This is a genomic window from Sphingomonas qilianensis (assembly GCF_039614825.1).
Taxonomy (GTDB): Bacteria; Pseudomonadota; Alphaproteobacteria; order Sphingomonadales; family Sphingomonadaceae; genus Sphingomonas; species Sphingomonas qilianensis.
On the sequence record NZ_JBDIMF010000001.1, the window covers coordinates 91,841 to 117,389 of the forward strand.

At 63.8% G+C, this 25,549-nt stretch carries 25 protein-coding genes; 13 read left to right on the forward strand and 12 right to left on the reverse strand.

Annotation, left to right across the window (positions count from 1 at the left end; translation table 11 throughout):
• Positions 1 to 172: 172 nt before the first annotated feature.
• Both aspS and ABC969_RS00455 read left to right on the forward strand, forming a co-directional pair.
• Positions 173 to 1,990 (forward strand): aspartate--tRNA ligase, encoded by a 1,818-nt coding sequence (gene aspS / locus ABC969_RS00450; RefSeq protein ID WP_345862273.1) that lies wholly within the window; start codon positions 173 to 175, stop codon positions 1,988 to 1,990.
• 13 nt (positions 1,991 to 2,003) lie between these two features.
• Positions 2,004 to 2,780: a polyphosphate kinase 2 family protein gene (locus ABC969_RS00455; RefSeq protein ID WP_345862274.1), complete on the forward strand. Its 777-nt coding sequence runs from the start codon at positions 2,004 to 2,006 to the stop codon at positions 2,778 to 2,780.
• Here ABC969_RS00455 and ABC969_RS00460 read toward each other — a convergent pair.
• Positions 2,777 to 3,424 (reverse strand): carbonic anhydrase, encoded by a 648-nt coding sequence (locus tag ABC969_RS00460; protein WP_345862275.1) that lies wholly within the window; start codon positions 3,422 to 3,424, stop codon positions 2,777 to 2,779. The genes ABC969_RS00455 and ABC969_RS00460 overlap by 4 nt on opposite strands.
• 55 nt (positions 3,425 to 3,479) lie before the next feature.
• Between ABC969_RS00460 and lipA the strand changes: the two genes are divergently transcribed.
• Entirely contained in the window at positions 3,480 to 4,400 is a 921-nt protein-coding gene (gene lipA / locus ABC969_RS00465; protein WP_345862276.1) for a lipoyl synthase, read from the forward strand.
• Positions 4,400 to 4,876: a type II toxin-antitoxin system RatA family toxin gene (locus tag ABC969_RS00470; protein WP_345862277.1), complete on the forward strand. Its 477-nt coding sequence runs from the start codon at positions 4,400 to 4,402 to the stop codon at positions 4,874 to 4,876. The genes lipA and ABC969_RS00470 overlap by 1 nt, the downstream gene beginning before the upstream one ends.
• Here the strand turns inward: ABC969_RS00470 and ABC969_RS00475 are convergent.
• Genes ABC969_RS00475 through ispF form a run of 3 tightly spaced genes read right to left on the reverse strand, consistent with a single transcriptional unit; the run spans position 4,822 to position 7,120 of the window.
• Complete coding sequence (locus ABC969_RS00475) at positions 4,822 to 5,337, reverse strand: CinA family protein (protein WP_345862278.1); 516 nt, start codon at positions 5,335 to 5,337, stop codon at positions 4,822 to 4,824. The two genes, ABC969_RS00470 and ABC969_RS00475, sit on opposite strands and share 55 nt — an antisense overlap.
• A gap of 2 nt (positions 5,338 to 5,339) precedes the next feature.
• Positions 5,340 to 5,870, reverse strand: coding sequence for a hypothetical protein (locus ABC969_RS00480; protein ID WP_345862279.1), 531 nt, complete (start codon positions 5,868 to 5,870; stop codon positions 5,340 to 5,342).
• Entirely contained in the window at positions 5,870 to 7,120 is a 1,251-nt protein-coding gene (gene ispF / locus ABC969_RS00485) for a 2-C-methyl-D-erythritol 2,4-cyclodiphosphate synthase (RefSeq protein WP_345862280.1), read from the reverse strand. The genes ABC969_RS00480 and ispF overlap by 1 nt, the downstream gene beginning before the upstream one ends.
• Positions 7,121 to 7,205: 85 nt before the next feature.
• On the opposite strand from ispF, the gene dusB reads away from it, so the two are divergent.
• From dusB to ABC969_RS00525, 8 genes are all read left to right on the forward strand, one after another.
• The gene (gene dusB / locus ABC969_RS00490; protein WP_345862281.1) at positions 7,206 to 8,204 is read left to right on the forward strand and encodes a tRNA dihydrouridine synthase DusB; all 999 of its coding nucleotides are present in this window, start codon (positions 7,206 to 7,208) and stop codon (positions 8,202 to 8,204) included.
• Positions 8,204 to 9,286, forward strand: a complete 1,083-nt coding sequence (locus tag ABC969_RS00495) for a two-component system sensor histidine kinase NtrB (protein WP_345862282.1) — start codon at positions 8,204 to 8,206, stop codon at positions 9,284 to 9,286. Before dusB ends, ABC969_RS00495 begins: the two co-directional genes overlap by 1 nt.
• A 1-nt stretch (position 9,287) precedes the next feature.
• Entirely contained in the window at positions 9,288 to 10,742 is a 1,455-nt protein-coding gene (gene ntrC / locus ABC969_RS00500; RefSeq protein WP_345862283.1) for a nitrogen regulation protein NR(I), read from the forward strand.
• 61 nt (positions 10,743 to 10,803) lie between these two features.
• The gene (locus ABC969_RS00505; RefSeq protein WP_345862284.1) at positions 10,804 to 13,026 is read left to right on the forward strand and encodes a sensor histidine kinase; all 2,223 of its coding nucleotides are present in this window, start codon (positions 10,804 to 10,806) and stop codon (positions 13,024 to 13,026) included.
• A 2-nt stretch (positions 13,027 to 13,028) separates the two neighbouring features.
• Complete coding sequence (gene ntrX / locus ABC969_RS00510) at positions 13,029 to 14,402, forward strand: nitrogen assimilation response regulator NtrX (protein WP_345862285.1); 1,374 nt, start codon at positions 13,029 to 13,031, stop codon at positions 14,400 to 14,402.
• A gap of 297 nt (positions 14,403 to 14,699) precedes the next feature.
• Positions 14,700 to 15,191, forward strand: coding sequence for an RNA chaperone Hfq (gene hfq, locus ABC969_RS00515; protein ID WP_345862286.1), 492 nt, complete (start codon positions 14,700 to 14,702; stop codon positions 15,189 to 15,191).
• Positions 15,188 to 16,480, forward strand: coding sequence for a GTPase HflX (gene hflX, locus ABC969_RS00520; protein WP_345862287.1), 1,293 nt, complete (start codon positions 15,188 to 15,190; stop codon positions 16,478 to 16,480). Before hfq ends, hflX begins: the two co-directional genes overlap by 4 nt.
• 413 nt (positions 16,481 to 16,893) lie before the next feature.
• Positions 16,894 to 17,640 (forward strand): alpha/beta hydrolase, encoded by a 747-nt coding sequence (locus ABC969_RS00525; RefSeq protein ID WP_345862288.1) that lies wholly within the window; start codon positions 16,894 to 16,896, stop codon positions 17,638 to 17,640.
• Between the two features lie 158 nt (positions 17,641 to 17,798).
• Here the strand turns inward: ABC969_RS00525 and mazG are convergent, their stop codons facing one another.
• The 8 genes from mazG to hemN all read right to left on the reverse strand — a co-directional run bounded on the left by mazG (position 17,799) and on the right by hemN (position 24,741).
• Positions 17,799 to 18,602, reverse strand: a complete 804-nt coding sequence (gene mazG, locus ABC969_RS00530) for a nucleoside triphosphate pyrophosphohydrolase (protein ID WP_345863769.1) — start codon at positions 18,600 to 18,602, stop codon at positions 17,799 to 17,801.
• 105 nt (positions 18,603 to 18,707) lie between these two features.
• Positions 18,708 to 19,331, reverse strand: coding sequence for a response regulator transcription factor (locus tag ABC969_RS00535; protein ID WP_345863771.1), 624 nt, complete (start codon positions 19,329 to 19,331; stop codon positions 18,708 to 18,710).
• A gap of 64 nt (positions 19,332 to 19,395) precedes the next feature.
• Positions 19,396 to 20,067: an NAD(P)H-dependent oxidoreductase gene (locus tag ABC969_RS00540; RefSeq protein WP_345862289.1), complete on the reverse strand. Its 672-nt coding sequence runs from the start codon at positions 20,065 to 20,067 to the stop codon at positions 19,396 to 19,398.
• Positions 20,068 to 20,081: 14 nt separating this feature from the next.
• Complete coding sequence (locus ABC969_RS00545; RefSeq protein WP_345862290.1) at positions 20,082 to 20,222, reverse strand: hypothetical protein; 141 nt, start codon at positions 20,220 to 20,222, stop codon at positions 20,082 to 20,084.
• A gap of 87 nt (positions 20,223 to 20,309) precedes the next feature.
• Positions 20,310 to 21,113, reverse strand: a complete 804-nt coding sequence (locus ABC969_RS00550; RefSeq protein WP_345862291.1) for a universal stress protein — start codon at positions 21,111 to 21,113, stop codon at positions 20,310 to 20,312.
• A 61-nt stretch (positions 21,114 to 21,174) separates the two neighbouring features.
• On the reverse strand, positions 21,175 to 21,567 hold the full coding sequence (locus tag ABC969_RS00555; protein WP_345862292.1) for a response regulator: 393 nt from the start codon (positions 21,565 to 21,567) through the stop codon (positions 21,175 to 21,177).
• 54 nt (positions 21,568 to 21,621) lie between these two features.
• Positions 21,622 to 23,190 carry a PAS domain-containing sensor histidine kinase gene (locus ABC969_RS00560; RefSeq protein ID WP_345862293.1) on the reverse strand — a complete coding sequence of 523 codons (1,569 nt, stop codon included), beginning with the start codon at positions 23,188 to 23,190 and terminating at the stop codon, positions 21,622 to 21,624.
• A 162-nt stretch (positions 23,191 to 23,352) separates the two neighbouring features.
• Positions 23,353 to 24,741: an oxygen-independent coproporphyrinogen III oxidase gene (gene hemN, locus ABC969_RS00565; protein ID WP_345862294.1), complete on the reverse strand. Its 1,389-nt coding sequence runs from the start codon at positions 24,739 to 24,741 to the stop codon at positions 23,353 to 23,355.
• An 89-nt stretch (positions 24,742 to 24,830) separates the two neighbouring features.
• On the opposite strand from hemN, the gene ABC969_RS00570 reads away from it, so the two are divergent.
• Positions 24,831 to 25,493, forward strand: a complete 663-nt coding sequence (locus ABC969_RS00570) for an OmpW/AlkL family protein (RefSeq protein WP_345862295.1) — start codon at positions 24,831 to 24,833, stop codon at positions 25,491 to 25,493.
• Positions 25,494 to 25,549 lie beyond the last annotated feature (56 nt).

Here is a 25,549-nt window from a genome sequence, read left to right on the forward strand (position 1 = left end):
GGCGTGCCATAGCGAGGCGCGCGCGGCTTGACAAAGGCGGGCTGGAAAGGGAAGCGCAGGGCCATCCAATTCACCGTCATCCCAGCGAAAGCTGGGATCTCCATGGGGCGCGCGTGGCGCCCACCCCATGAGACCCCAGCCTGCGCTGGGGTGACGATAAGAGAGTAGAACCATGCACGCCTATCGCACGCACACCTGCGCCCAGCTTCGCGCCGCCGATGTCGGCACCTCGGTCAAGCTCTCCGGCTGGGTTCACCGCAAGCGGGATCACGGCAATCTGCTGTTCGTCGATCTGCGCGATCACTATGGCATCACCCAAATCGTTACCGACAGCGACAGCCCGACTCATGCCATGCTCGACAAGTTGCGCGCGGAATCGGTGGTGACGATCACCGGCGACGTGGTGGCGCGATCGGCCGAGACGGTGAACGCCAATTTGCCCTCGGGCGAGATCGAGATTCGCGCGCGCGACGTGGTGGTGCAGTCCTCGGCGCAGGAATTGCCGATGCCGGTGTTCGGCGAGAACGAATATCCCGAGGATATCCGCCTGCGTTATCGCTTCCTTGATCTGCGGCGTGAACGGCTGCACGCCAATATCATGCTGCGGTCGAACGTGATTTCGAGCCTGCGCCAGCGCATGATCGGGCAGGGCTTTACCGAATTCCAGACGCCGATCCTGACCGCCAGCAGCCCCGAGGGCGCGCGCGACTATCTCGTCCCCAGCCGCGTTCATCCTGGCAAGTTCTACGCGCTGCCGCAGGCGCCGCAGATGTTCAAACAGCTGCTGATGGTCGCCGGGTTCGACCGCTATTTCCAGATCGCGCCGTGCTTCCGCGATGAAGATGCCCGGGCCGATCGCAGCCCGGGTGAGTTCTACCAGCTCGATTTCGAGATGAGCTATGTCACGCAGGAAGACGTGTTTGCGGCGATCGAACCGGTGCTGCACGGCGTGTTCGAGGAATTCGCCGACTGGCAGGGCAAGGGCCGCAAGGTCAGCCCGCTGCCGTTCAAGCGTATCCCATACCGCGAGTCGATGCTGAAATACGGCAACGACAAGCCCGATCTGCGCAACCCGATCCTGATCCACGATGTCAGCGAACTGTTCCGCGGCTCGGGCTTCGGCCGCTTCGCGTCGATGGTCGAGGGCGGCGACGTGGTCCGCGCGCTGGCCGCGCCGAACACGCACGAGAAGAGCCGCAAATTCTTCGATGAAATGAACAGCTGGGCGCAGTCCGAAGGCTTTCCGGGGCTCGGCTATGCCACGCAGAAGGACGGCGTGTTCGGCGGCCCGATTGCCAACAATCACGGGCAGGAAGGCATGAAGGCGATCGCCGAGGCTTTGGGCCTTGGCCCCAATGACGGCATCTTCTTCGCCGCGGGCAAGGAAGCGCAGGCGGCCAAGCTCGCCGGGCTGGCGCGCACCCGCGTGGCCGATCAGCTCGGGCTGATCGATGACAAGACGTTCGAATTCTGCTGGATCGTCGATTTCCCGATGTTCGAATATGACGAGGACGCCAAAAAGGTCGATTTCAGCCACAATCCCTTCTCGATGCCGCAGGGCGAGATGGACGCGCTGGAGACGATGAACCCGCTCGATATTCTGGCGTACCAGTACGATATCGTCTGCAACGGGATCGAATTGTCGTCCGGCGCGATCCGTAATCACAAGCCCGAGATCATGTACAAGGCGTTCGAAATCGCCGGCTATACGCAGGCCGATGTCGATCTCAACTTTGCCGGCATGATCAACGCGTTCAAATGCGGCGCGCCGCCGCATGGCGGCTCGGCGCCGGGCGTCGATCGTATCGTCATGCTCCTCGCGGATGAACCCAATATCCGCGAAGTGATCACCTTCCCGATGACGCAGAAGGCCGAGGATCTGATGATGGGCGCGCCCAATTTCGCAACCGAGAAGCAGTTGAAGGAACTGAACCTCAAAACGGTGGCTCCGGTGGTTGCGAAGACCGTCAGCGACACGGTATCCGGCTGAAGGGCGCCCGCGCATGACGATCAATCTCTCCGATTATGAAGCCGGCAAGAAACACCCCGGCGACTATTCGGACGATCTGGCCGCGGTGCAGCAGCGGCTGGCCAGGATCCAGGTCGCGCATATTGTGCATCGTCGGCGGGCGATCGTCTTGTTCGAAGGCTGGGATGCGGCGGGCAAGGGCGGCATCATCCAGCGGCTGACCGCCGATTGGGATCCACGCAATTTCGAGGTCTGGCCGATCAAGGCGCCGACACCCGAGGAGGCGGCGAGGCACTTTCTGTGGCGGTTCTGGCGACGGCTGCCCGAGAACGGCAATATCGGCGTGTTCGATCGCAGCTGGTATGGTCGCGTGCTGGTCGAACGCGTCGAACGCTTCGCCACCGAGTCGCAGTGGCGCCGCGGCTATGACGAGATCAACGAGTTCGAGGCGCAGCAGGTCGATGCCGGGACGCAGATCATCAAGATCTTCGTCCATACCACGCAGGAGGAGCAGGACGCACGGTTGCTGGCGCGGCTGGAGCATCCGTGGAAGCGCTGGAAGACCGGCGCCGACGATTATCGCAACCGCGAGAAGCGCGACGCCTATCTCGATGCGATGGCGGAGATGTTCCTGCGGACGGATAAAGGCTGGGCGCCATGGTATGCGATCGACGGCAACGACAAGAAAGCGGCCCGGATTGCCGCGTTGACCGTCATCGCCGATCAACTTGAAGCCAATATTGACATGACGCCGCCCGAATTGGATCCGGCGTTGGTGAAGCTGGCGCGGAAGGCGCTCCAGAAGGACTAGCCGTTGGGACTGGATTGCGCGGGGGCAAACGCGCCCGCGCCGTCCATCACATGCAGTATGCCATCGGCGATCCCGAAATAGGCACCGTGGAGCGTCAGCTTCCCCGCAGCTTCCCGCTCGGCAACGAACGGGAAGCTGCGGAGATTGGCGATCGAAACCCGAACCGTCTCGAGTTCGAGCGCCCGGATTGCTTCAGGACCGTTGCCGTGTTGCGCGACGATGCGGTCGCGAGCTTCATCCAGCATATCGATCCAATGCGCGATAAAGCCCCCCGCGCCGGGCGCCTCGCCCTCAAAGCGGCGCGACACGGCGGCGTGCACGCCACCGCAGGCGCCATGCCCCATCACGACAATCTCGGGCACTTCGAGCTGTGTCACCGCAAATTCCAGCGCGGCGGACACGCCGTGACGGCCGCCACCCGTTTCGAACGGTGGCACGAGATTGGCCACGTTGCGCACCACAAAAATTTCGCCGGGCACAGTATCGAACACCTGTGCGGGGTCGACGCGGCTATCCGAGCAGGCAATCACCATCACACGCGGGCTTTGCCCTTCGCTGAGTTCGTCCCAACGCGCGCGATGACGGCGATATTCGCTGGAACGGAAACGCGCATAGCCATCGAGCAGATCGGTGAAATCGGTCATGGCTGCAGTTCTAGCGTGTGTTGTAACGGCTTCAACCCATCGCTAGATGCACCTCATGAACGAGATGTCTCCGCTCGCCCCCATCGTCCGTCAGCGCAAGCCCGACTGGCTTCGCGTGAAGGCGCCGACTTCGGCCGGCTTTGCCGCCACGCGCGATCTAATGCGCTCGAAAAGTCTCACTACTGTGTGCGAGGAAGCGGCCTGCCCCAATATCGGCGAATGCTGGAGCAAGAAGCACGCGACGGTGATGATCCTCGGCGACACCTGCACGCGGGCCTGCGCCTTCTGCAATGTGAAGACCGGCATGCCGCGCGCGATCGACCGCGCCGAGCCGCAGAATGTCGCCGATGCCGCGGCACAGATGGGTCTGCAGCACATCGTCGTCACCTCGGTCGATCGGGACGATCTGCCCGATGGCGGGGCGTCGCAGTTCGTGCGCGTGATCCAGGCGTTGCGCGCCACCACGCCGGGCACGACGATCGAGATCCTCACGCCTGATTTCCGCAACAAGGCGCAGGCCGCGATCGAGTCGATCGTCGAAGCGCGGCCGGACGTCTATAATCACAATCTCGAGACGGTGCCGCGCCTGTACCCCACGATCCGGCCCGGCGCGCGCTATTACGCGTCGCTGCGGCTGCTGGAGAGCGTGAAGCGACACGATCCGTCGATTTTCACCAAATCCGGCATGATGATGGGCCTGGGCGAGGAGCGGATGGAGGTTCACCAGGTGATGGACGACATGCGCAGCGCCGATGTCGATTTCCTGACGCTGGGCCAATATCTCCAGCCGACGCCGCGCCATGCCAAGGTGCTCGATTTCATCACGCCCAAGGCGTTCGATGCCTATGCGCAGATTGCGCGCGCGAAGGGCTTCATGCTCGTCGCCTCCTCGCCGCTGACGCGCTCCAGCTATCATGCTGGTGACGATTTTGCCCGGCTCCGCGCAGCGCGCGAGGCAAAGCTCGCGCGCGCTTGATGCCCAAACATTCCGAAACCCGGCGGCTGCCCTATAGCTGCGAGCAGATGTTCGATCTGGTCGCGGATGTCGGCCGATATGCCGAATTCCTGCCCTGGGTCACCGCGATCCGCGTGCGCTCGAACAGCGAGACGGAAATGCTTGCGGACATGATTGTCGGTTTCAAGGGCCTGCGCGAAACCTTCACGTCGAAGGTGGAGAAGCAGCGCCCGGGGCATCTGTCGGTCGACTATATCGATGGCCCGCTCAAATATCTGCGTAACGACTGGACCTTCCGCCCCGATGGCGACCACGCTTGCTTCGTCGACTTCACGGTCGATTTCGCGTTCAAGAACCGCGTGTTCGAGATGCTGGCGGGGCAGGTGTTCGGCACGGCGCTGCGCAAGATGATCGGCGCGTTCGAGGAGCGCGCTGCAGTGCTTTACGCGTCGCCCTCGGGCGGCATCAGCAGTTCGAGTGCGCAGAGCGCCGCCTGAAGCCGCACCCCGCCGCGGCCCAAATCGCCGAAATTCTTGCGATCGGCGACGATATCGCCAGGATCCGCGCATCTTTCCGCCCGCGCGAACACCACGGTGCCGACCGGCTTTTTCTCGGAGCCGCCGCCGGGTCCGGCGATCCCCGTGATCGCCACCGCTACATCAGCACCGGAAGCTTCCAGCGCGCCCTGCGCCATGCTCCAGGCAACGGCGATAGACACTGCGCCAAACGTTTCGATCACGTCCGAACTGACTTTGAGCAGATCGAGCTTCGCATCGTTCGAATAGGTCACGAAGCTCGCCTCGAGCACATCGGATGAGCCGGGAATTTCGGTGAGTGCGGCGGCAACCAGCCCGCCGGTGCAGCTTTCCGCAACGCTGATACGGCGGCCAAGCGCGACATTTCGCTCGATCACCTTTCGCGCGGCGTCGACCAGTTCCTGGGGAAGGATCGTATCCATCGTCATGGCCTTGGCTGCGCGGGCGAGAGTGGGCAAATCTTGAACGGCGGTTGCTTCTTCCGGCCGTCGGTGCCGAGCGTGAACAGCAACACGGCAATACCTGCCACACTGCGCGCCGGGAGCGGGGCCAGCAAGGTTACGGCGCGATCGATCTGGGGGCAATCAGCCGCCTCGATCTCCGTAGCCAGTAGCGGCGCGACCACCGTGCTGATCAGCGGGCGTAGCAAGGCGGGGTCGATACCCGCCATATTGCTGCCAACCAGCTTGGCGATGGCGGACGTAACCTGTGGCAGCACCGCGGGCGCTGCGGCACGATAGCGCGCGATCGTCGGCGCCAAGCCCATGCGCAATGTTGCTTCGGGGGGCAGGCTCGCGGCGCAACTCTGCCCGGCGGCCTCGATCAGGTCCGGCAGCAAGGTGATGACGAGGCTCTCGGCTTCGGGCTGGGTAATGCACGGAGCGGCCGCCTGCGCGGTGCTCGCGGCAAGGCTCAGCCACAGAGCGAGACCAGTGGTAATCGTTTTTCCGCGCATCACGCCGCCCCAATCCGGATCGTCGCCACCGCTTGCGCCGCAATCCCTTCGCCACGACCGGTGAAGCCGAGTCGCTCGGTGGTCGTCGCCTTCACGCTAACCTGCGTGAATGACAGCCCTAATAATGCGGCGATGCGGGTGCGCATCGCTTCGCGATGCGGGCCGATCTTGGGCGCCTCGCACATCAGGGTGAGATCGATGAAGTCGATGATCCCGCCCGCATCGCGGACCAGGCCGGCGGCATGTTCGAGGAATTGGGCGGAGTTGGCACCTTTCCACTGTGGGTCACTGGGCGGGAAATGCATGCCGATGTCACCTGCGGCAATCGTTCCTAGCAGCGCGTCGGTGATCGCGTGGAGCGCGACATCGGCGTCGCTATGCCCGGACAGGCCCCTGTCGTGCGGGATCAGGATGCCCCCGAGCCACAGTTCCTCGCGGACTTCGAGCCGGTGGACGTCGAAGCCACTGGCGCTACGCGAAATCATCGCGGCGCCGTATCGCGCCTCGGCCGCGGCAAAGTCGGCAGGGTAAGTGATCTTGTCGAGCATCGTGTCTCCTTCGACCATCGCGACGCTGCCGCCAAGCCGGCGCAGCATTTGCGCGTCGTCGGTCGGTTCTTCGCCGATCCAGTCGCGATGCGCGCGGAGGATCGCGTCAAAGCGAAAAGCCTGTGGCGTTTGAACGCGCGACAGGCCCCTGCGGTCCACCGTGCCGCCCTGCGCGTCGGCTAACGTATCGGCGACCGGCAAGGTGGGGAGGGCGCCCTCGTGGTTGTCTAACGCGGTCAAAAGGCGATCGAGCACCACGGCGGGCAGGAACGGGCGCGCGGCATCATGGATCAACACCCGCTCGACCGACTCCTCCTCCGTCACTCCGGACTTGGTCCGGGGTCTGCCGTGGTTCATACTCACCGCCTGCAGCATATGTGGCGTGGCAGACCCCGAACCTGGTCCGGGGTGACGGGTAGGGGTTGAGGCCAGCGCCTCCAGTCCTGCCAGTACCGATAACCGCCGCGTCGCGCCGCCCATCACATACTCCACGTCACCGATCGCTGCGTGAAGCGCCGCCTCCTGCCCCGTACCGATCACCACGATCACGCGATCGATCGCCGGGTGGTTGCTGAGCGCAGCAAAGCTATGCGCGATCAGCGGCTTGCCGGCCAGCCAGGCGAATTGCTTTGGCATCTCACTGCCGCTGCGCGTGCCGGTGCCGGCGGCGACGATGATGGCGGCTGTGCGGGGCGTCGTCATGGTGCTCGCCTAGCCCAACTGAAGCAGGGTCGCCAGCCTTGCCATTTTGCGTGCCAGTTGCTACTGCCCATTTTTCAGGCACATTATGACAACGCTTCTTCCCATCCAGATCGGCCCGGTGCGGATCGACCGGCCCGTCATGCTCGCGCCGATGACCGGCGTGACCGATATGCCGTTTCGCACGCTGGTGCGGCGCTATGGCTCCGGGCTCAACGTGACGGAAATGGTCGCGAGCCAGGCAGCGATCCGCGAGACACGCCAGTCGCTGCAAAAGGCGGCCTGGCATGCCAGCGAAAATCCCGTGTCGATGCAGCTGGTCGGTTGCACCCCGTACGAAATGGGCGAGGCGGCGAAGCTCAGCCAGGATCGCGGCGCAGCCATCATCGACATCAACATGGGTTGCCCGGTGCGCAAGGTGACCAACGGCGATGCCGGATCGGCGCTGATGCGCGATTTGGACAATGCCGCGGCGATCATTCGCGGTGTGGTCGATGCGGTTACCGTGCCGGTGACGCTCAAGATGCGCATGGGCTGGTGTCATGACAGCCTCAATGCGCCCGAACTGGCCAAGATTGCGCAGGATCTGGGCGTCAAGCTGATCGCGGTCCACGGGCGTACGCGCAACCAGATGTACAAGGGCAATGCGGACTGGGCGTTCATCCGCAAGGTCAAGGACGCGGTCGATCTGCCGGTGATCGCCAATGGCGATATATGCTCGATCGAGGATGCCGAAGCGGCGCTGGGGCAATCCGGTGCAGACGGCGTGATGATCGGGCGCGGTGCTTACGGGCGGCCATGGTTGCTGGGCCAGGTGATGGAGTGGTTCGCCACCGGCCGTCGCGTGCCCGACCCCGATCTCGGCGAGCAATATGACGTTATTGCAGAGCATTACGATGCTATGCTCCAGCATTATGGCAATGAGGTCGGCGTGAATATGGCGCGCAAACATATCGGCTGGTACACGCGGGGCATTCATGGTTCGGCCGAGTTTCGCAACCGGGTAAACCAGATCCCCGACCCCAAGCTTGTTCAGACCATGCTGGCCGAGTTCTACGCGCCCTATCGCAGCCGCGCGGCGGCCTGATGGTCACTGGGCGCGGTAAAGCCAGCAACGGGGGGCCGAGCTTTTCCGAACTGCTGGCCGCCTTGCCCGTCGCCGTGCTGGTGCTCGATCCGGCGGATTGCGTGGTCCATGCCAATGCCGAGTGCGAGGCGCTGCTCAATCTATCGGAGCGAGCAATGCTCGGCCAGCCGCTCGATGCCATCCTGCACTCGCCGCGCGATGCGACCGCGCACGACAGCCATGGTTTCGCTGCGTTCGATGTGGAAATCGAGCTGGTTCGTGGCGGCCGGGTCCGCGTCGATTTCATCGAGGCGGGGGTTGCCGATCGCCCCGGCTGGCGCATGATCACGCTGCATCACGCCGCCGCGTCGCGCCGCCTGGGACATAGCGCGGATCGGGCGTCCGCCGCGCGTGCTGCAGTGGGCGCGGCGGCGATGCTCGCTCACGAGATCCGCAATCCGCTCTCGGGGATTCGCGGCGCGGCGCAATTGCTCGGTCGGGAAGCGAGCGCCTGTGCGGCGGAACTGACGACGCTGATCGTCACCGAGGTAGACCGGATCGCGGCCTTGATCGATCGCATGCAGGATTTCACCGACACCCGCCCGCTGACCATCGGTGCGGAAAATATCTATCCAATGCTCGATCACGTGCGCCGGGTCGCATCGGCGGGCTTTGCGCGTGATGTGATGATCGAGGAAAGGTTCGATCCGTCCCTCCCCTCGGTGCTGGTCGATCGCGATGCGCTGGTGCAGGTCATCCTCAATCTGCTCAAGAACGCGTCCGAGGCGCTGAGCGGCCAGCCAGACGGCCGTATCACGCTCGCCACCGCCTATCGCCACGGCATGGCCGTCAGCGCGGCGCCGGGGCGCAAACGTCGGCCGCTGCCGATCGAGATCAGCGTGATCGACAATGGCCCCGGTGCGCCAGACGATATCGCGGACAATCTGTTCGACCCATTCATCTCGGGCAAGCCGGAAGGCGAGGGGCTGGGGCTGGCGCTGGTCGACAAGCTGGTTCGCGACATGGGTGGGATCGTCCAATATGCGCGCGAAGGATCGCCCGAGGCGACCATCTTCCGCGTCTTGCTGCCACGGGGAAGCTGATATGGGCGGGGAGATCCATAAAATCGGCACAATCCTCGTGGTCGACGACGACGCGGCGATCCGTACCGTGGTGGCCCAGTCGCTGCGCCGCGAAGGTCACCGCGTGACGACGGTGGCATCGCTGGCGGAGTTCGAGCTGCAATTCCCGCTGGTCAAACCGGACGTGCTGATCTCGGACGTCGTCCTGCCCGACGGCAACGGGCTGGATCGTATTGCGCAGCTGACGCGCGAAAGCCCCGCATTGCCGGTGATCGTGTTGTCGGCGCAGAACACGCTGTCCACCGCCGTGCGCGCGACCGAGGTTGGTGCGTACGATTATCTCCCCAAGCCGTTCGATCTCGACGCGCTGTCACACGCCGTGCAAGGCGCGCTCGCTCGCCGCACGAGTGGGCCGCTTGACGCCATCGACCAGGACGCCGGCGCGTTACCGCTGATCGGCCGGTCACCGGCGATGCAGGATGTGTACCGCGTCATCGCCCGCGTCGTTTCCAACGACCTCACCGTGCTGATTTCGGGCGAATCGGGCACCGGCAAGGAGCTGGTCGCGCAGGCGATCCATGATCTGGGGCCGCGGCGTCGCTCACCGTTCGTGGCACTGAATATGGCGGCGATCCCCAGGGAACTGATCGAAGCCGAATTGTTTGGCCATGAGCGGGGCGCCTTCACCGGTGCGCAGGCGCGGTCGGCTGGCCGATTCGAACAGGCAGCGGGCGGCACGCTGTTTCTCGACGAGATCGGCGATATGCCGATGGAGGCGCAGACGCGCCTGCTCCGCGTGCTGCAATCGGGCGAATTCACCACCGTGGGCGGTGCGCGCACGATCCGCGCCGACGTGCGCATTGTCGCCGCGACCAATCGCGATCTGGGCGTTCTGGTGGCTGGCGGTCAGTTTCGCGAAGATCTGTTCTATCGGCTCAATGTGGTGCCGATCGCGCTCCCCGCGCTCCGTGCCCGGCGGCAGGATGTCGCGTTACTGGCGCGGCACTTTCTCGACAAGGCGGCGGAAAGCGGTCTGCCGCGCAAGCAGCTGGAGCCGCAGGCCATCGCCGCGCTCGAGCATTACGATTGGCCAGGCAATGTCCGCGAGTTGGAAAACATCATGCGCCGCATGGCCGTGCTCGCCCGCGACGAACGCATCGATGCCGGCGAAGTCCGCGCCATGCTCGGCACGGCGGGGGCTGCGCCATCCCCCGATCTCGACCCCGGGATCGAGGCTGCCGTACGGGGTCTGTTGGAGCGTCTGGCGCGCGAGCAGCCGGCCGTGTTGGATAATGGCACGCTTTACGATCACGTCATCGGCAAGGTCGAACGCCCGTTGATCGAGGCGATGCTCGCCCGGCACGGTCACAACCAGCTGCGCGCGGCCCGCGCGCTCGGGATCAACCGCAACACGCTGCGTAAACGGCTCGATACGCTGGGCATCAGCACCGGTGCCGGGCGACCGAGCGAGCCCTGATCAGGGCAGGACGCACGAAAGTGTGTTCTATTAGCCACAAGATCGTTGTACGAAGGACACGATGATCGCCGACACTGCAGCGATGGACCGCCCCGAAACGAAGAACCCACGGTTCAGCGTCACGCCGTTTGTCGAGTTGCTCGTGCTGGCAGGCGCTGTGGCGATCGCGCTGGTCAGTTATTTCATCATCGCTGGCGAACAATCGACCCAGCGCTTGCTGACCCCGCCGGTAGTGGCTCTGCTCCTTGTATCGAACCTTGTTCCAGGCGTCGCCTTGCTGGTCTTGCTCGGTCGCCGCATCGCGATGCGGCGCGCCGCCCGCTCGCCGATCGGTGGCAATGGTCGGCTGCACGTCCGATTGGTCGCGCTATTCTCGGTCGTTGCCGCGGTGCCGATGCTCCTGGTGACGATCTTCGCGTCGCTGCTGTTTCAATATGGCGTCGAATTCTGGTTTTCCGATAAAGCGCGCGGGATGCTGGAGAACGCCACCGTGCTCGCGCGGGTGTCGTATCAGCAGCAATTGGATCGTTGGAACACCGAAACGCTGGCCATGGCCGAAGACATCGCCGGCGTGCTGCGCGAACAGCCGATCGATGATCCGCGCTTTCCCGATTTCTTCGGTCGCCAAGTGTATTACCGCAATCTTAATGAGAGCGCGATTTTCACCGTGTCACCGACGCGCGGCATCCAATCGCTGGCGCTGGTCAATCCATACGAGCGCAATCTCACGCAGCAGGTCAGCCCTAAGACCATTGCCGCGCTGAAAGGCGGGCAGAAAAGCGTCATCACGGACATGGGTGACCGTATCCAAACCGTGACGATGCTGCCCGGTGCGACAGACCTCTATCTCTATACTGCACGTTTGACCGACTCGAAGACGATGACGGCGCAGACCGAGCGCGCTGAAGCGGTGCTAGGGGATTATCGTGACCTGCTGGCGCGCTCCCGATCGCTGCAAATCCGCTTCAACGCCGCATTGCTGCTGGTGTCGTTGTTCATCGTCGGGATCGCGGTGTGGATTGCGCTGGAAGTGGCCGACAGATTGGTGCGGCCGGTTGGCGAGTTGGTCGGCGCCGCGCGCGCGGTGGCGGGCGGCGACCTGACCGCGCGCGTGCCATCGCCCAAGACGCGCGACGAAGTCGGCGTGCTGGCCGATGCCTTCAACCAGATGACACGGCAACTGGAAGAGCAGACCGGCGCGCTGGAAACCCGTCGGGCGCTGATCGAAGCGGTGATGTCGGGGGTCAGCGCGGGCGTCGTCTCGACGGGGCGTGACGGCACCATTCGCCTGATCAATCGCTCGGCCAGCGATCTGCTGAAAACCAGTGCGGACAGCCCTGTCGGGCGCCAGCTTGCCGATATCGCCCCGGAACTGGCGGCGTTGATCAACACCGATCAACGTGATGCGATCGTCGAGGTGGACGCCGGGGGGGAAGTGCGGACGCTGGCCGTACGCATCGCCCGCGCCGATGCCGGGCCGATCCTCACCTTTGACGACATTACGCAACAATTGCTCGATCAGCGACGCGCCGCCTGGTCCGACGTCGCCCGCCGCATCGCGCACGAGATCAAAAATCCGCTGACCCCGATCCAGCTTGCGGCGGAGCGGCTGCAACGGCGCTATGGCAAGCAAATCGAGAACGATGATGGCACGTTCGGCCGCCTGACCGAGACGATCATCCGTCAGGTCGGCGATCTGCGCCGCATGGTGGACGAGTTTTCGTCCTTTGCCCGCATGCCCAAGCCATTGTTCAAGCATGAATCGCTGGTCGATATCGCGCGGCAATCTCTGTTCCTGCACGAGGTCGCGCACCCCGGCGTCACCTTCTCGCTGGTCAGCACGCCGGCCACGATAGATTTTGTCTGCGATCGCCGCCAGATCGGCCAGGCGCTGACCAACATCATCAAGAATGCGGTGGAGGCAATCGAGGCGCAAGGGGACGGCGTCAGCGGTGAAGTCGCCATGACGATCGCGGGCGATCCAGCACGATCGGTCGTACTGGAAGTCGCTGACAATGGCGTCGGCCTGCCGGCAGCGCGCGACCGCATCGCCGAACCCTATATGACGACGCGCGCGCGCGGCACCGGGCTTGGCCTCGCCATCGTCAACAAGATCGTCGAGGAGCATTGCGGCACGATGACGTTTGGCGATCGGCCCGGCGGGGGCACCGTGGTCACGATGCGCTTCGACACCGCGGCGCTCGCGCGGATGGATGCAGGCGATGAAGACCTACCCCACCAAAATGATCGGCTTCCCGCCGATCTAACCAGATTACGGACATAATCATGGCGCTTGATATTCTCATCGTCGATGACGAACGCGATATTCGCGAGCTGGTTTCGGGCGTGCTCGAAGACGAAGGCTATGCCACGCGCAGCGCAGCGGACAGCGATGCGGCGTTGGAGGCGATCGCCGCGCGCCGCCCGTCGCTGGTCCTGCTCGACGTCTGGCTGAAGAACTCGAAACTCGATGGGCTCGATCTGCTGGACGAGCTCAAGCGCCGCGATCCATCGATTCCGGTGCTGGTGATTTCCGGCCATGGCAATCTCGACACCGCCGTGGCGGCGATCCGGCGCGGCGCGGTCGACTTTATCGAAAAGCCGTTCGAGGCCGAGCGATTGCTGTTGATGGTCGCCCGCGCGACCGAAACCGAAGCGCTGCGTCGCGAAGTGGCGTCGCTGCGCGCCACTGTCGGCCGCGATACCGATCTCACTGGCAATTCGACCGCGATCAACGGTGTGCGCGCGACATTGAAGCGTGTCGCGGCTACCGGCAGCCGTGTGCTGGTCATGGGTGGGGCAGGGGTCGGCAAGGAAGTCGCCGCGCGGCTGCTGCACGGCTGGAGTCAGCGCGCCGATGCCCCGTTCATCATCGTCAGCGCGGCGCGCATGACACCGGAACGTGTCGAAGAAGAGTTGTTCGGCATCGAGGAGGGCGGCGATCTGGTCCGTCCCGGCATGCTCGAACAGGCGCATACCGGCACCTTGTTCCTCGACGAGATCGCCGACATGCCGCTGGCCACGCAAGGGCGCATCCTGCGCGTGCTGACCGATCAGAGCTTTACGCGGGTCGGCGGGCAACGCGTGGTCAAGGTCGATGTCCGCGTCGTCTCGGCCACGGCGCGCGATCTGGTCCACGAAATCGCCGAGGGGCGCTTCCGCGAGGATCTCTATTACCGGCTCAACGTCGTGCCCGTGCTGATCCCCAATCTCAGCGAGCGGCGCGAGGACATTCCCCCGCTCGTCCATCATTTCATGGCGCATTATGCCAATGAACGCCGCGTGCCGACGCCCGAGATCGCCGGGGATGCAATGGTCGCACTGCAAAGCTACGAGTGGCCGGGCAACGTGCGCCAGTTGCGCAACGTAGTCGAGCGCACCATCATCATGGCGCCAGGCGATCGGATCGGACGGATCGATATCGATCTGCTTCCCGCCGAGGTGCTTGGCGACACGGGCGATATGGGCAGTGGCAGCACGGCGATCATGGGGAGCCCGCTTCGCGAGGCGCGGGAGACGTTCGAGCGGGAGTATCTGCGGGTGCAGATACGGCGTTTCTCGGGCAACATCTCGCGCACGGCGCATTTCATCGGCATGGAGCGTTCGGCATTGCACCGCAAGTTGAAGCTGCTCGGCATCACCGAGACGCGCGACGAATAGGGACTGCCGCATAAGTATTTGAATATGTTGATTTAATTATCCAACTGCGCCTGTGTTAGTTGACGTGAGGATACCGTCACGCGGCGGTCGACGCGCGCACGAAGAGCGCGCGACTTTCGCGACTTTCGCCGGGGGCACGACCCGTGGGTCGCTGCCGGGAACTGCTATTATTCGCCGTCGAGGTGGACGGCGGCACCATGCATCCCTAGATTAGCGCAGCACGGGCGACCGTTGCAATCCGACGCCGGGAAACGGCGCCATGCGGGAAACTCCCGCCAAAAATAAAGGATCGTGCCGATGGCCGACAAGCAAACTTCCCTTCAGGATCTGTTCCTGAACGCGCTGCGGCGCTCGAAAACCCCGGTCACGATGTTTCTCGTCAAGGGCGTCAAGCTCCAGGGCATCGTCACCTGGTTCGACAATTTTTCCGTCCTGCTGCGCCGCGATGGCCAGTCGCAACTGATCTACAAGCACGCCATTTCCACGATCATGCCATCGGGCACGGTGGATGTCGCAGCGATCGTCAATGCAGTGGGCGAGGCGCAGAAGCGCGCGCCATTGTTGCAGGAGATATTCCTCAACGCCGTGCGCAAGTCGGAAGATAATGTGACGATGTTCCTGGTCAACGGCGTGATGCTGCAAGGGCAGATCGCGGCGTTCGATCTGTTCTGCATGTTGCTGCAGCGCGATGGTATGTCGCAGCTCGTCTACAAGCATGCCGTTTCCACCATCCAGCCGGCGCACCCGCTGAACCTGGCCGACGAACCCACCGATGAGGCCGAAGATTGACCACTGGATTTGACCGCGACGCACAGGATTTCGCCCGCGGCGCACGCTGCGTCGTGGTGTTGCCCGAACAGGGCGGGTCGTCGCGCGACGTTGCTGCCCGGCTGGACGAAACCGCAGGCCTGGCGGCGGCGATCGGCGTGGTCGTCGCGGACAAGGTCTCGTTCCGCATCCGCGAGCGGCGCCCCTCGACTCTGCTCGGCAGCGGGCAGGTCGAGATGCTCGCTGCCACCGTGGCGATGGAAGAAGCCGACCTTGTGGTGTTCGATGCCGCGCTGACGCCGGTGCAGCAGCGCAATCTCGAAAAGGCGCTGAAAGCCAAGGTGATCGATCGCACCGGCTTGATCCTCGAAATCTTCGGCGAGCGCGCGGCGACGGCCGAGGGCCGTTTGCAGGTCGAACTGGCGCATCTCGATTATCAGGCTGGTCGCCTCGTGCGCAGCTGGACCCACTTGGAGCGTCAGCGTGGCGGCTTCGGCTTCCTTGGCGGCCCGGGGGAAACGCAGATCGAGGCCGATCGGCGCTTGATCCGCGACCGCATGGCGGGCTTGAAGAAAGAACTGGAAAAGGTCAGTCGCACGCGTGGGCTGCACCGCGATCGGCGCCAGCGCGCGCCGTGGCCGGTGATCGCCCTGGTGGGGTACACCAATGCGGGCAAATCGACGCTCTTCAACCGCCTGACCGGCGCCGCGGTGATGGCGGAGGACCTGCTGTTCGCCACGCTGGATCCCACGCTGCGGCAGATCAGCCTGCCGGGCATCGACAAGGTGATTTTGTCGGATACGGTCGGTTTCGTGTCCGAACTGCCGACGCAATTGGTCGCCGCGTTCAAGGCGACGCTCGAGGAAGTGGTCTCGGCCGATCTGCTGATCCACGTTCGCGACATCGCCCACCCCGATACGATGGCGCAGCGCGACGATGTCGAGGCGGTGCTGCGCGATATCGGTGTAGACGAGACGACGCCCAGGATCGAGGCATGGAACAAGCTCGATCTGCTGGCGGAGGAAGAGCGCATCGAACTGCTCGGCGAAGCGGCGCGGCGCGATAACGTGGTGGCGGTTTCGGCGCTTGACGGGGAAGGGGTCCCGACGCTGCTCGAGACGATCGCTAAGCTCGTGACCGAAGGGCACCGCGATTATCATATCGAACTCGACGCCGGGGATGGCGCCGGTGCCGCCTGGCTGCACGCGCACGGCGATGTGCTGGGCCAGGACATCGATGGCGATCGCGCCAGCTATGACGTGCGCATGGCACCGCGCGATTTCGAGCGCTTCGGGCAGCGCTCGGGATAATCGTGGACGCGTTTGGTCAGACAGCGGGCCGGGGTGTCTATCGTCAGGCCATTCGCGCTCCAAACGTGGGCATGCAGGTAATAGCCGAGCTTACCGAACCGCGTCATAATGGGACGACAGCGTAGCGGCTCGTGGAGACAATTGTGAATTACAAAAACGTTCTGCGCTGGGGTTCGATCGTCGGGGCGAGTGCCTTGACGGTCGCGGCAATGCGTCGTGCTAACCGGGCGAGGATCGTCCCGGCCGAATTGCGCTCCCCAATGCTAATGGCCTCGCCGCGCTTCACGTCGCTGACCACCCCACTCATAAGAAAGATGATGGCCCTCGCGCTGGCGGCAAAGGCTCCCCCGGGCGTAAGAATGTCCCAACACGTCGTTCCAGCAGATGGGTCCGCGCCTCCAGTGAGGCTCGTCATGTTCGAACGCGCCCTATCGGCGGGTACCAGACCAGCGCTGTTGTGGATGCATGGTGGAGGCTTTGTCGTCGGCAGGCCAGAGCAGGACATGGCAATCGTTTCCCGCATTCTTGATCGCATCGACATCGCGATCATCAGTATCGATTACCGTCTGGCGCCCGAACACCCCTTTCCGGCGCCGCTGGACGATTGCCATGCCGCCCTGTGCTGGCTAGTCGAGCACGCGTCCGAACTTGATATTGATATAAAGCGAATTGCCATAGGCGGGCAGAGCGCAGGCGGCGGCCTGGCAGCGGCCTTGGTGCAGCGCGTCGCGGATAACGGGCCGATTGTTCCGGCGTTCCAGCTGCTCGTCTATCCCATGCTGGATGCCCAGACTGGACGCTCCGATCACGGAGCGCGGGGCCAATTCCTCTGGACACCGAAAAACAACATCTTCGGCTGGACTAGCTACCTCGGTCGCGATCCCAAGACCGGCGATTTCCCCAACTATGCAGTTCCCGCTAGGCGCGCCAGCCTAACGGGTTTGCCACCGGCCTGGATTGGCGTTGGTACGCTCGACCTGTTTCATGACGAAGACGTCGAATATGGCAACAGGCTCCGGGGCGCTGGCATAGACTGCGTTACGCATGTCGTCGAAGGGGCCTATCACGGCTTCGACGGCGTTAAGCCTGAAGCCAATGCCACGGCCAGCTTTTACGATTCCATGTTGAGGGCATTGGCCGAAAAGCTGGCCATGGAATGAACTCGCAGATCCACTTTCTTTAAGATCAGAACAAAGGCTGACCATGGCCTGGCCTGCAGACTTTGCTATCAATGGGGACGATCAACCGGTGTTTTAGACACCTGAGGAGGGCTCGTGGCGTTGAGCGTAGATCTGGCTCCCCCTTTATGCGCGCGCGGTCATTGCTGAGCTTGCTTCTTGACCGCTTGCCACAGCGCTTCCTTCTGCTCCAGCGTCAGGCCGGCAAAACGCGCGCCCGCTTTGGCCTCCATACCGCGAAACCGCGCCTCGAACTTGGCATTGGCGGCGCGGAGCGCGGCCTCCGGATCGACGCCCAGATGACGCGCCCAATTGACCACCGAAAATAACAGATCGCCGATCTCCTCGGCGCGTTCCTGCGCCGATGCTGCATCGATCTCGGCAATCTCCTCGATTACCTTGGCGCGTGCGCCCGTCGCATCGGGCCAGTCGAAACCGGTGCGGGCGGCGCGCTTCTGCAGCTTTTCCGCGCGCAGCAGTGCGGGCAGACCGATCGCCACCCCATCCAGCGCGCCCTGCGCGCCTTTGTCGGCGCGCTCCTCGGCCTTGATCTGCTCCCACAAATAATGGCCGCCTGCCGCCGCATCGCCAAAGATATGGGGATGCCGGCGCTCCATCTTATCGCTGATCGTCGTCGCGACATCGGCGAGGCCAAAATGGCCTGCCTCCTCGGCGATGCGACTGTGAAAGACAACCTGTAGCAGCAGATCGCCCAGTTCGTCCCTGAGATCGGGCATGTCGTTGCGCGCAATCGCATCGGCAACCTCATAGGCTTCCTCGATCGTGTAGGGCGCGATCGACGCAAAATCCTGCGCTACATCCCATTCACATCCCGAGATCGGATCGCGCAAGCGCGCCATGACGCGAACCAGTCGATCGATTGCAGCTGGCAGCGCTTGAGCCGACGACACCGTGGCGGCACCCGAAGCGATTTCTCCGACCATAGACACGACTCCGCTCAGCACGACCATTTCGTGGCTGTCGATGCCCCATGCCACTGCCACCGCGCGCTTCCTAGGCCGCGCCTCGCGCCCGCCACCCGCCGCGTGCTACGTCTGCTGGGTGCCGAATCCGGCGGCGAAGGCGATTCTCAGTACGTCCGACAAACTGCGCGCATGCAGCTTTGCCATGATATTGGCCCGGTGGACTTCCACCGTGCGTGGCGAAATGCCGAAATCATACGCAATCGTTTTGTTAGGCAGGCCTTGCGCCAGCCCTTCGAGGACCTCGCGCTCACGCGCTGTGAGACCGGCAATGGCGATGTTGGCGTCGGCCGAGCGCGCGACGTCTGTCGCAGAGCGATCGAGCCGGGCAAAGGCCGCGTCGATGGCATCTAGCAACAGCGCTTTTTCGAACGGCTTTTCGATAAATTCGATCGCGCCCGCCTTCATCGCGCGCACGGCGCTCGAGATATCGCCGTGTCCGGTGAGGATCACCACTGGCATGGCAATGCCGTGCTCGTTCATCGCCTGCTGCACCTGCAACCCATCCATATCGGGCATGCGGATATCGAGCAGTACGCAGCCAGGCGTGGTGTGACGCGCCTCTTTCAGGAACGCCGTCCCGGAAGGCCAGGTGCAAACCTCGAAACCAGAGGTTTTCAGCATAAAGCTGGCTGATCGCCGGATGGACTCTTCATCGTCGATGACGTGAATTAGTCTTGCCTCAGTCATTGCCGGTTCCGCCCCCGGCATGTTGTAGCCGATCCAGCGACAACGGCAACCGTCGCGGTTGGCGCTATGATCGAGCTCTTTGACGATACGCCAGCAATTGGCGCGCATGGCGCTCACTGAGGATCGTGGCGCTGACCTGGCGCGCCTGCTCGCCGACTTCGAGCAGGCATTCCCGCGCATATCGCTCCGATAGCGGCGCGACGATCGCATCGAAATGGCTGTGGCCGGCATCGATCAGGCCGAAAACCGCCGCCAGGTAACTGTCGATGCCCTGACGCAGCGCTATCCACTGCCCCCGTTCCTCGATCCATGGGCGCGTGGAAGCCGACGTGCTGAAACTGATCAGCCGTTTGCCCTGAATGACCGAAGGCCGCGTGCCGGCCAGCATGTCCCGCCCCGAAAATCCCGCGCCCAGCACGCGGTCGACATAGCCTTTGATGATCGCCGGGGGCATGCCGAACCACAGAGGATAAACAAAGACGATGACCGCCGCGTCGCGCAGCACGTCGAGCTCGGCTGCGACATCGGCGGCGGGCGGTGACGGCGACGGCGGAAGTTCGGACGCCTGCAACAGCGGGTTGAAGCGCAGGGCATAGAGATCGCGGATCACGGCGGTCTGCCCGCAATCCGCCACCGCGGCGCAATAGGCCTCCGCCATTGCGTGGCTGAAGCTTCCTAAGTTGGGGTTGGCCAGGATGACGATGTGGCGCAAATCGTGGGGCTTGCCTTCAGGCATGGCGGCGTCCGTTCCTACATGCCCGACCTGAGCAGCGCCGATATGCCTTCCGCCGCGACGATGCACGCCAGCATGATGCCACCGATCATGGCACGCGGTTGAGCGCGCGCCAGGGCGGCGAAGCTATGCGAAATCGACGATATTCGGCGCGGCATCGTGACCTTCATCCCGGCACTGCGAGGTGGCGCTTGAAGCCGACGGTGTTTGGTCGGCATGGCGATATCTACCCGTCAGCTCGACGCTCAATGCGCGAGAAACAACGGCAGGGGGCTGTTCGACAACAATGAACGGGTCGTGCCGCCGAACAGCGCTTCAACAAAACGACGATGACCGAATCCGCCCATCACGATATACCCCGCACTGATCAGTGACGCCTGTTTGACGATTATGGCGGCGGTTCGCTCGCCGGTCCGCGCTGCGCGCCGGATGGTCGCGTGAATGCCTTCCCGCGACAGATAAGTCGCTGCTTCTTCGACGGGCGGATGGACGGACCCGTCCTCCACTTCGAGGATCGTCACTTGATCCGCCAACCGCAGCAGCGGCACGGCGGCGCGCAACGCGGCGGCGGAGCAGGGCGAGCCATCCCAGGCGATCATTGCCCGTGACAAATCGAGCCGCTTGAGATCGGGCGGCACGGCAAGCACGGGCTTGCCCGATTTCACCACCAGTTCGCTCACGGCGGCTCGCATATCGGGCACGGGATAATCATCCAGCTGCCGATTGACCACGATCACATCGGCGAGCGCAGAGGCGTCCATCAGACAGGGCGCCAGTGCGCCGGTTATCGCGGTCCAGTCCCAGGGAACATCCTCATGGCCCAAGCGGCTTTCCAGGCGCGTGCGATTCTCGTCCTCCCGCTCGCGTTCTTCCGCCAACAACGCCGTCGCGGGAAAACCACCGAAGCCGTCCCCCCCGAGATAAGCGGGCATGATCGACACATCGAGACAGGAGAGATGACCGCCGACCGCCCGGCCCAGATCGAGCGCGGCCTGGAAGCGCGCTTCCTGGCCAGTATCATCGTGTACGAGGAGCAGAATATTCTTCATCACCACCTCCGTTGATTGTTCACGTCGTAGAGCGGAGCCGGGCATGCTAATATCGGTATGTTTACGGAGTGGACCTGGGCAGTATCGCGGCCAGCAGATCCTGATGATATAAGGGCTTTTCAAGCACCACATCAAAGCCACTAGCGAGCGCGCGTTGCGACAAGGCGGACGAGGGCAGCGCTGTCATCAATATGGCGCGACCACGCCAGCCCAATGCGCGGAACGCATCGAGCACGCCGATGCCGTCACCATCGGGCAGGACGTAATCGACGATCAGGATATCCGCGCTGGCGGGGCAATGATCCTGCAATGCCGGCGTCGCCGTACCGAAAGACCGCACCTCGAACCCTCGCCAGTGCAGCAGCAGCTGCAGCGAGCGGCGCACCCCTTCGTCATCATCGATCAGGATCACTTTGGGGCGGTGCGGGTCGATCGAGGGGGGGGAAGCAGCCATAGACACCTGACACGGATGAAGCCCCGTCAGTGCGCTCCCCCTGCGCTCCTGTCGCTACGTAATGGCCCGGGGATCGTTCAGGTCAGACGGCCCGCCGTCGTCGTTTTCGTCTTCGTCTTCGTCAGGTGCGGGTTCGGGGCTGGGGACGGTAAAGCGGAAGACGCTTCCGCCGCCCGTTTGCGGTTCGGCCCAGATGCGGCCGCCATGCGCCTCGACGATCGTTCGGCAGATCGACAGACCCAGCCCCATGCCGTTCGCTTTGGTCGTGGCAAAGGCATCGAACAACCGCGGCAATTGCGCGGGATCGATTCCGCTGCCCGTGTCGGCGACGGCGATCTCGATCATTCCTGCCTCACGTCGCGCCGTCGTTACGGTGACATCGCGTTCCAAGGTCGTCTCCACCGCATCGACCGCGTTGCGCAGGAGATTGACGATCACCTGCTGGATTTGCACGCGATCGACCACCGCCTGCTTGGCCTCGGGGGAAAAGCGGAAAAAGGCACGCACGCCGCGCTCGCGCGCGCCCACCAGCGCCAGCGAACTCGCTTCCTCGATCAATAGCTGAAGAGCGATGATCCGCGTCTCGACCTCGCCGCGCTGCACGAAATCGCGCAGTTTGCGCACGATCTGGCCCGCGCGCAGCGCCTCCTTGGCAGATTCCGTCACGGCTTCGCGGAGATCGTCGAGCATTGCCGCCGTCGGTGCAATGAGCAGGTCCCGGCTGGCCTCCATATACAGGGCGATGGCGGTCAACGGTTGATTGAGTTCATGCGCCAAGGTCGAGGCCATCGTGCCCATGGCGCTGAGGCGCGAGACGTGGATCAACTCGGACTGCAACTCCTTGAGCCGCAATTCGCCGCGCTGCTGCTCGGTCAGATCGCGGACAAACCCGGTGAAGATGCGCCGTCCCTTGCTTTGGGTCTCGCCCACCGACAGTTCCATGGGGAACTGACTGCCGTCGCGGCGCGCGCCGACCACCACCCGGCCGATACCGATGATGCGCTTTTCACCGGTCGTCAGATAATGTTCCAGATACTGATCGTGCCGCTCGCGATCCGGGCTTGGCATCAGCACGTTGACATTGCGACCGATCAACTCGGCCTCGCGGTAACCGAACAGCCGTTCGGCGGCAGAGCTGAACGACAGGATCTTCCCCCGTTCGTCAATCACGATCATCGAATCGGGGACCGTCGCCAGGATCGAGCGAACGTGCTGCTCGCTGTCCGTCAGCGCGCCTTCGGTCGCCTTGCGCGTGGTGACGTCGTACAGGCTCTGGCCATAGCCATGGAAAACGCCATCGGTGTCATGCAGCGCGACCAGCGTTGCATCGGCGAGAAATTCCGACCCATCGCGGCGAATGCGCCAGGCGTCCTTGCGGACCGTGGCCTGGTGTCGCGCCTCGGCCAGATCGGCGGCTGGCATACCGCGCGCAGCGTCTTCAGGCGGATAGAGCAGCGCGAACGGCTGCCCGATAATATCCGCCGGGGCCCAATCGGTGAGCAATGCCGCGCCCTGGTTCCACGTCGTGATCCGCCCGTTCTTGTCGAGAAGGAATAAGGCGCGATCGGTCCAGCTGTTGATGAACAGCGCGAATGGCTCGGCTTGCAGCGGCGTGGGGGTCACAGTGCGGCGCCGGCAGTGCGCGCACCGGCGACCCGGCAGGGCTGAATCGGGTCGGTGCATTCTTCGCAGCGTTGCAGCATGAAACCGCCATAGCCGATCGCGGCGCGCAGAAATGACAAAAATGCGCTGCCCGCCAAAAGGAGCGGGGGATCCGCAATGTTCTCAAATCGCTCGGCTGAAGCGCGGCGCGGGGGTGCGATAGCGGTCGAAGGCAGCGGCGATCAGGCGCGCGTAGGGGAGGCCGGCGGGGAGTACGGTGACGTGCGTGTTAGTGACGGCGATCAGGTCACGCGCAACGAAGCGCGCAAGGCTCGGCAGCAACTCCATCAGGGCCATCACCGGTGCACCGTATCGCCCGGCCAGATCGCCCAGATCGACCGCACCGTCGCACAGCAAGCGTTCGATCACCGCGCCGCGCAGGCGATCATCGGCGGATCGCACCACGCCGCGCGCACCCGAAAAGCCGCCATTGGCGGCGCGCAATCGATAGCGCCCGACATGCTTTTCGTTCTGCACAAGCAGGCCGGGATAGTGGCTGATCGCTGAGGCCCCGAGCCCGATGATCGCCTCCGCACTTTCATCGGTAAAGCCCTGAAAATTGCGCCGCAGCCGCCCTTCCGCCGCGGCGCGGGCGAGGCTGTCGTCCGGCCTGGCAAAATGATCGAAGCCGATCGCCTCGTAACCGGCGGACACCAGAAGATCATGCCCCAGCATATGTTGCGCGAACCGCGCCGGGCCATCGGGAAGCTCGGCATTGTCAATCATGCGCTGCCGGGGCAGGAGGCGGGGCATATGGGCGTAGCCGAATAGCGCTATTCGATTGGGCGCGAGCGCCAGAGTCGCGGCAATGGTTTCGACGACGTCTGCCTTATCCTGACCGGGCAAGCCATACAACAGATCAAAGTTGATGCGGGCGATGCCCGCCGCACGAAGCTCTCCAACCACGCGCTGCACCAGCGCTAATGGTTGATGGCGATTGATCCGCGCCTGGATCGCCGGCGCGAAGGTCTGCACGCCCAGACTAACGCGCGTCACGCCCGACAGCGCGAGCGCCGCTGCATAGGTCGCATTCAGCGTGCGCGGATCGAGTTCGGCGGCGATTTCAAGATTTTCGGCGCAGTCGAAGCGCATGCGCAGCCGCGCGGTCAGCGCAACGAATTGCGCGGAGGACAGCGCGTTGGGGCTGCCGCCGCCGAAATGGATAGCGGTGACCCGGCCCCGCAGCGCCGCCGCCACGGCGTCGATCTCCTGCTCGAGTGCGGCGAGATAAGCGGCGAGCCGATCGGACCTGCCGATGGCGCCGGTATTGCAGCCGCAATACCAGCAGATTTCGTGGCAATAGGGGATGTGAACGTAGAGCGAGACGGGCGTGTGTGGCGCCAGCGCTGTGGCCGCGGCGTGTTGCTCGATCGCTCCGACACCGTCGTGAAATTCCGCCGCAGTCGGGTAGCTGGTGTAGCGAGGGACCGTCTGGGTCGCGAGATCGGGCAGATACTGGTGCATGACGGCAACGTGCCAGTGCCTGCCACGAACGACTTTGACGTGAGTCAAAACGCCGCATCGACCGGTTTGCGCGGGATCAAGGCCGCGGAGCGCGGCGCGCCATAGGCAGCGCGAATCGCTTTACCAAGGAGATCACGATGCGCCTCATTTCTTCCACCGCCTCGCTGCTGGCGCTTGCCGCAATGGGCGCTGCCGCCCCGGCCATGGCGCAGCAGAAGGGCGACGTGCTGGTCCGTCTTCGCGCGATCATGGTCGCGCCCAACGAAAGTTCCAGCGGCGTGCAGCCCAGCTTCCCCGGCGCCCGCATCGGCGTCACCGACAGCTATGCGCCCGAACTCGATTTCACCTATATGCTGTCCGATCATATTGGGGCCGAGTTGATCCTGGCGACGAGCAAGCATAAGCTGCAGGGGCGCGGCACGCTCTCCGCGCTCGATAAGGTCGCCAGCACCTGGGTGCTGCCGCCAACGCTGACGCTGCAATATCACTTCCTGCCGCGCGCGAAGATCCGGCCCTATGTCGGCGCAGGGATCAATTACACGATCTTCTATTCGACCAAGGCCAGTGGGGCGCTGAAATCCGCCATCGGCGACACCGACGTGCATCTGAAGGACAGCGTTGGCTACGCGCTACAGGCGGGGCTGGATTTTGACATCACCAAGAAGCTGTTTGCCAATATCGATGTCAAATATATCGACATGGACACCAAGGGGCGGCTGAACACCGGCGCGCTGGTCAACCGGGTAAACACGGCGATCGATCCGCTGGTGGTCGGCATCGGGCTGGGCATCCGGCTCTAACCGTCCGTGCCGCCCGCGCCACGGGAACTGATAATGCCTCGGCGCGGGCACTCGGC

Coding starts and splice junctions, on each gene's coding strand:
- ABC969_RS00455 (WP_345862274.1), top strand. CDS start 2,004: ATGACGATCAATCTCTCCGATTATGAAGCCGGCAAGAAACACCCCGGC.
- ABC969_RS00505 (WP_345862284.1), top strand. CDS start 10,804: ATGATCGCCGACACTGCAGCGATGGACCGCCCCGAAACGAAGAACCCA.
- ABC969_RS00460 (WP_345862275.1), bottom strand. CDS start 3,424: ATGACCGATTTCACCGATCTGCTCGATGGCTATGCGCGTTTCCGTTCC.
- ntrC (WP_345862283.1), top strand. CDS start 9,288: ATGGGCGGGGAGATCCATAAAATCGGCACAATCCTCGTGGTCGACGAC.
- lipA (WP_345862276.1), top strand. CDS start 3,480: ATGAACGAGATGTCTCCGCTCGCCCCCATCGTCCGTCAGCGCAAGCCC.
- ABC969_RS00470 (WP_345862277.1), top strand. CDS start 4,400: ATGCCCAAACATTCCGAAACCCGGCGGCTGCCCTATAGCTGCGAGCAG.
- mazG (WP_345863769.1), bottom strand. CDS start 18,602: ATGGTCGGAGAAATCGCTTCGGGTGCCGCCACGGTGTCGTCGGCTCAA.
- ABC969_RS00525 (WP_345862288.1), top strand. CDS start 16,894: ATGTTCGAACGCGCCCTATCGGCGGGTACCAGACCAGCGCTGTTGTGG.
- ispF (WP_345862280.1), bottom strand. CDS start 7,120: ATGACGACGCCCCGCACAGCCGCCATCATCGTCGCCGCCGGCACCGGC.
- ABC969_RS00550 (WP_345862291.1), bottom strand. CDS start 21,113: ATGAAGAATATTCTGCTCCTCGTACACGATGATACTGGCCAGGAAGCG.
- dusB (WP_345862281.1), top strand. CDS start 7,206: ATGACAACGCTTCTTCCCATCCAGATCGGCCCGGTGCGGATCGACCGG.
- ABC969_RS00555 (WP_345862292.1), bottom strand. CDS start 21,567: ATGGCTGCTTCCCCCCCCTCGATCGACCCGCACCGCCCCAAAGTGATC.
- ABC969_RS00535 (WP_345863771.1), bottom strand. CDS start 19,331: ATGACTGAGGCAAGACTAATTCACGTCATCGACGATGAAGAGTCCATC.
- aspS (WP_345862273.1), top strand. CDS start 173: ATGCACGCCTATCGCACGCACACCTGCGCCCAGCTTCGCGCCGCCGAT.
- ABC969_RS00495 (WP_345862282.1), top strand. CDS start 8,204: ATGGTCACTGGGCGCGGTAAAGCCAGCAACGGGGGGCCGAGCTTTTCC.
- hfq (WP_345862286.1), top strand. CDS start 14,700: ATGGCCGACAAGCAAACTTCCCTTCAGGATCTGTTCCTGAACGCGCTG.
- ABC969_RS00480 (WP_345862279.1), bottom strand. CDS start 5,870: ATGCGCGGAAAAACGATTACCACTGGTCTCGCTCTGTGGCTGAGCCTT.
- ABC969_RS00540 (WP_345862289.1), bottom strand. CDS start 20,067: ATGCCTGAAGGCAAGCCCCACGATTTGCGCCACATCGTCATCCTGGCC.
- ABC969_RS00545 (WP_345862290.1), bottom strand. CDS start 20,222: ATGCCGCGCCGAATATCGTCGATTTCGCATAGCTTCGCCGCCCTGGCG.
- ntrX (WP_345862285.1), top strand. CDS start 13,029: ATGGCGCTTGATATTCTCATCGTCGATGACGAACGCGATATTCGCGAG.
- ABC969_RS00570 (WP_345862295.1), top strand. CDS start 24,831: ATGCGCCTCATTTCTTCCACCGCCTCGCTGCTGGCGCTTGCCGCAATG.
- ABC969_RS00475 (WP_345862278.1), bottom strand. CDS start 5,337: ATGGATACGATCCTTCCCCAGGAACTGGTCGACGCCGCGCGAAAGGTG.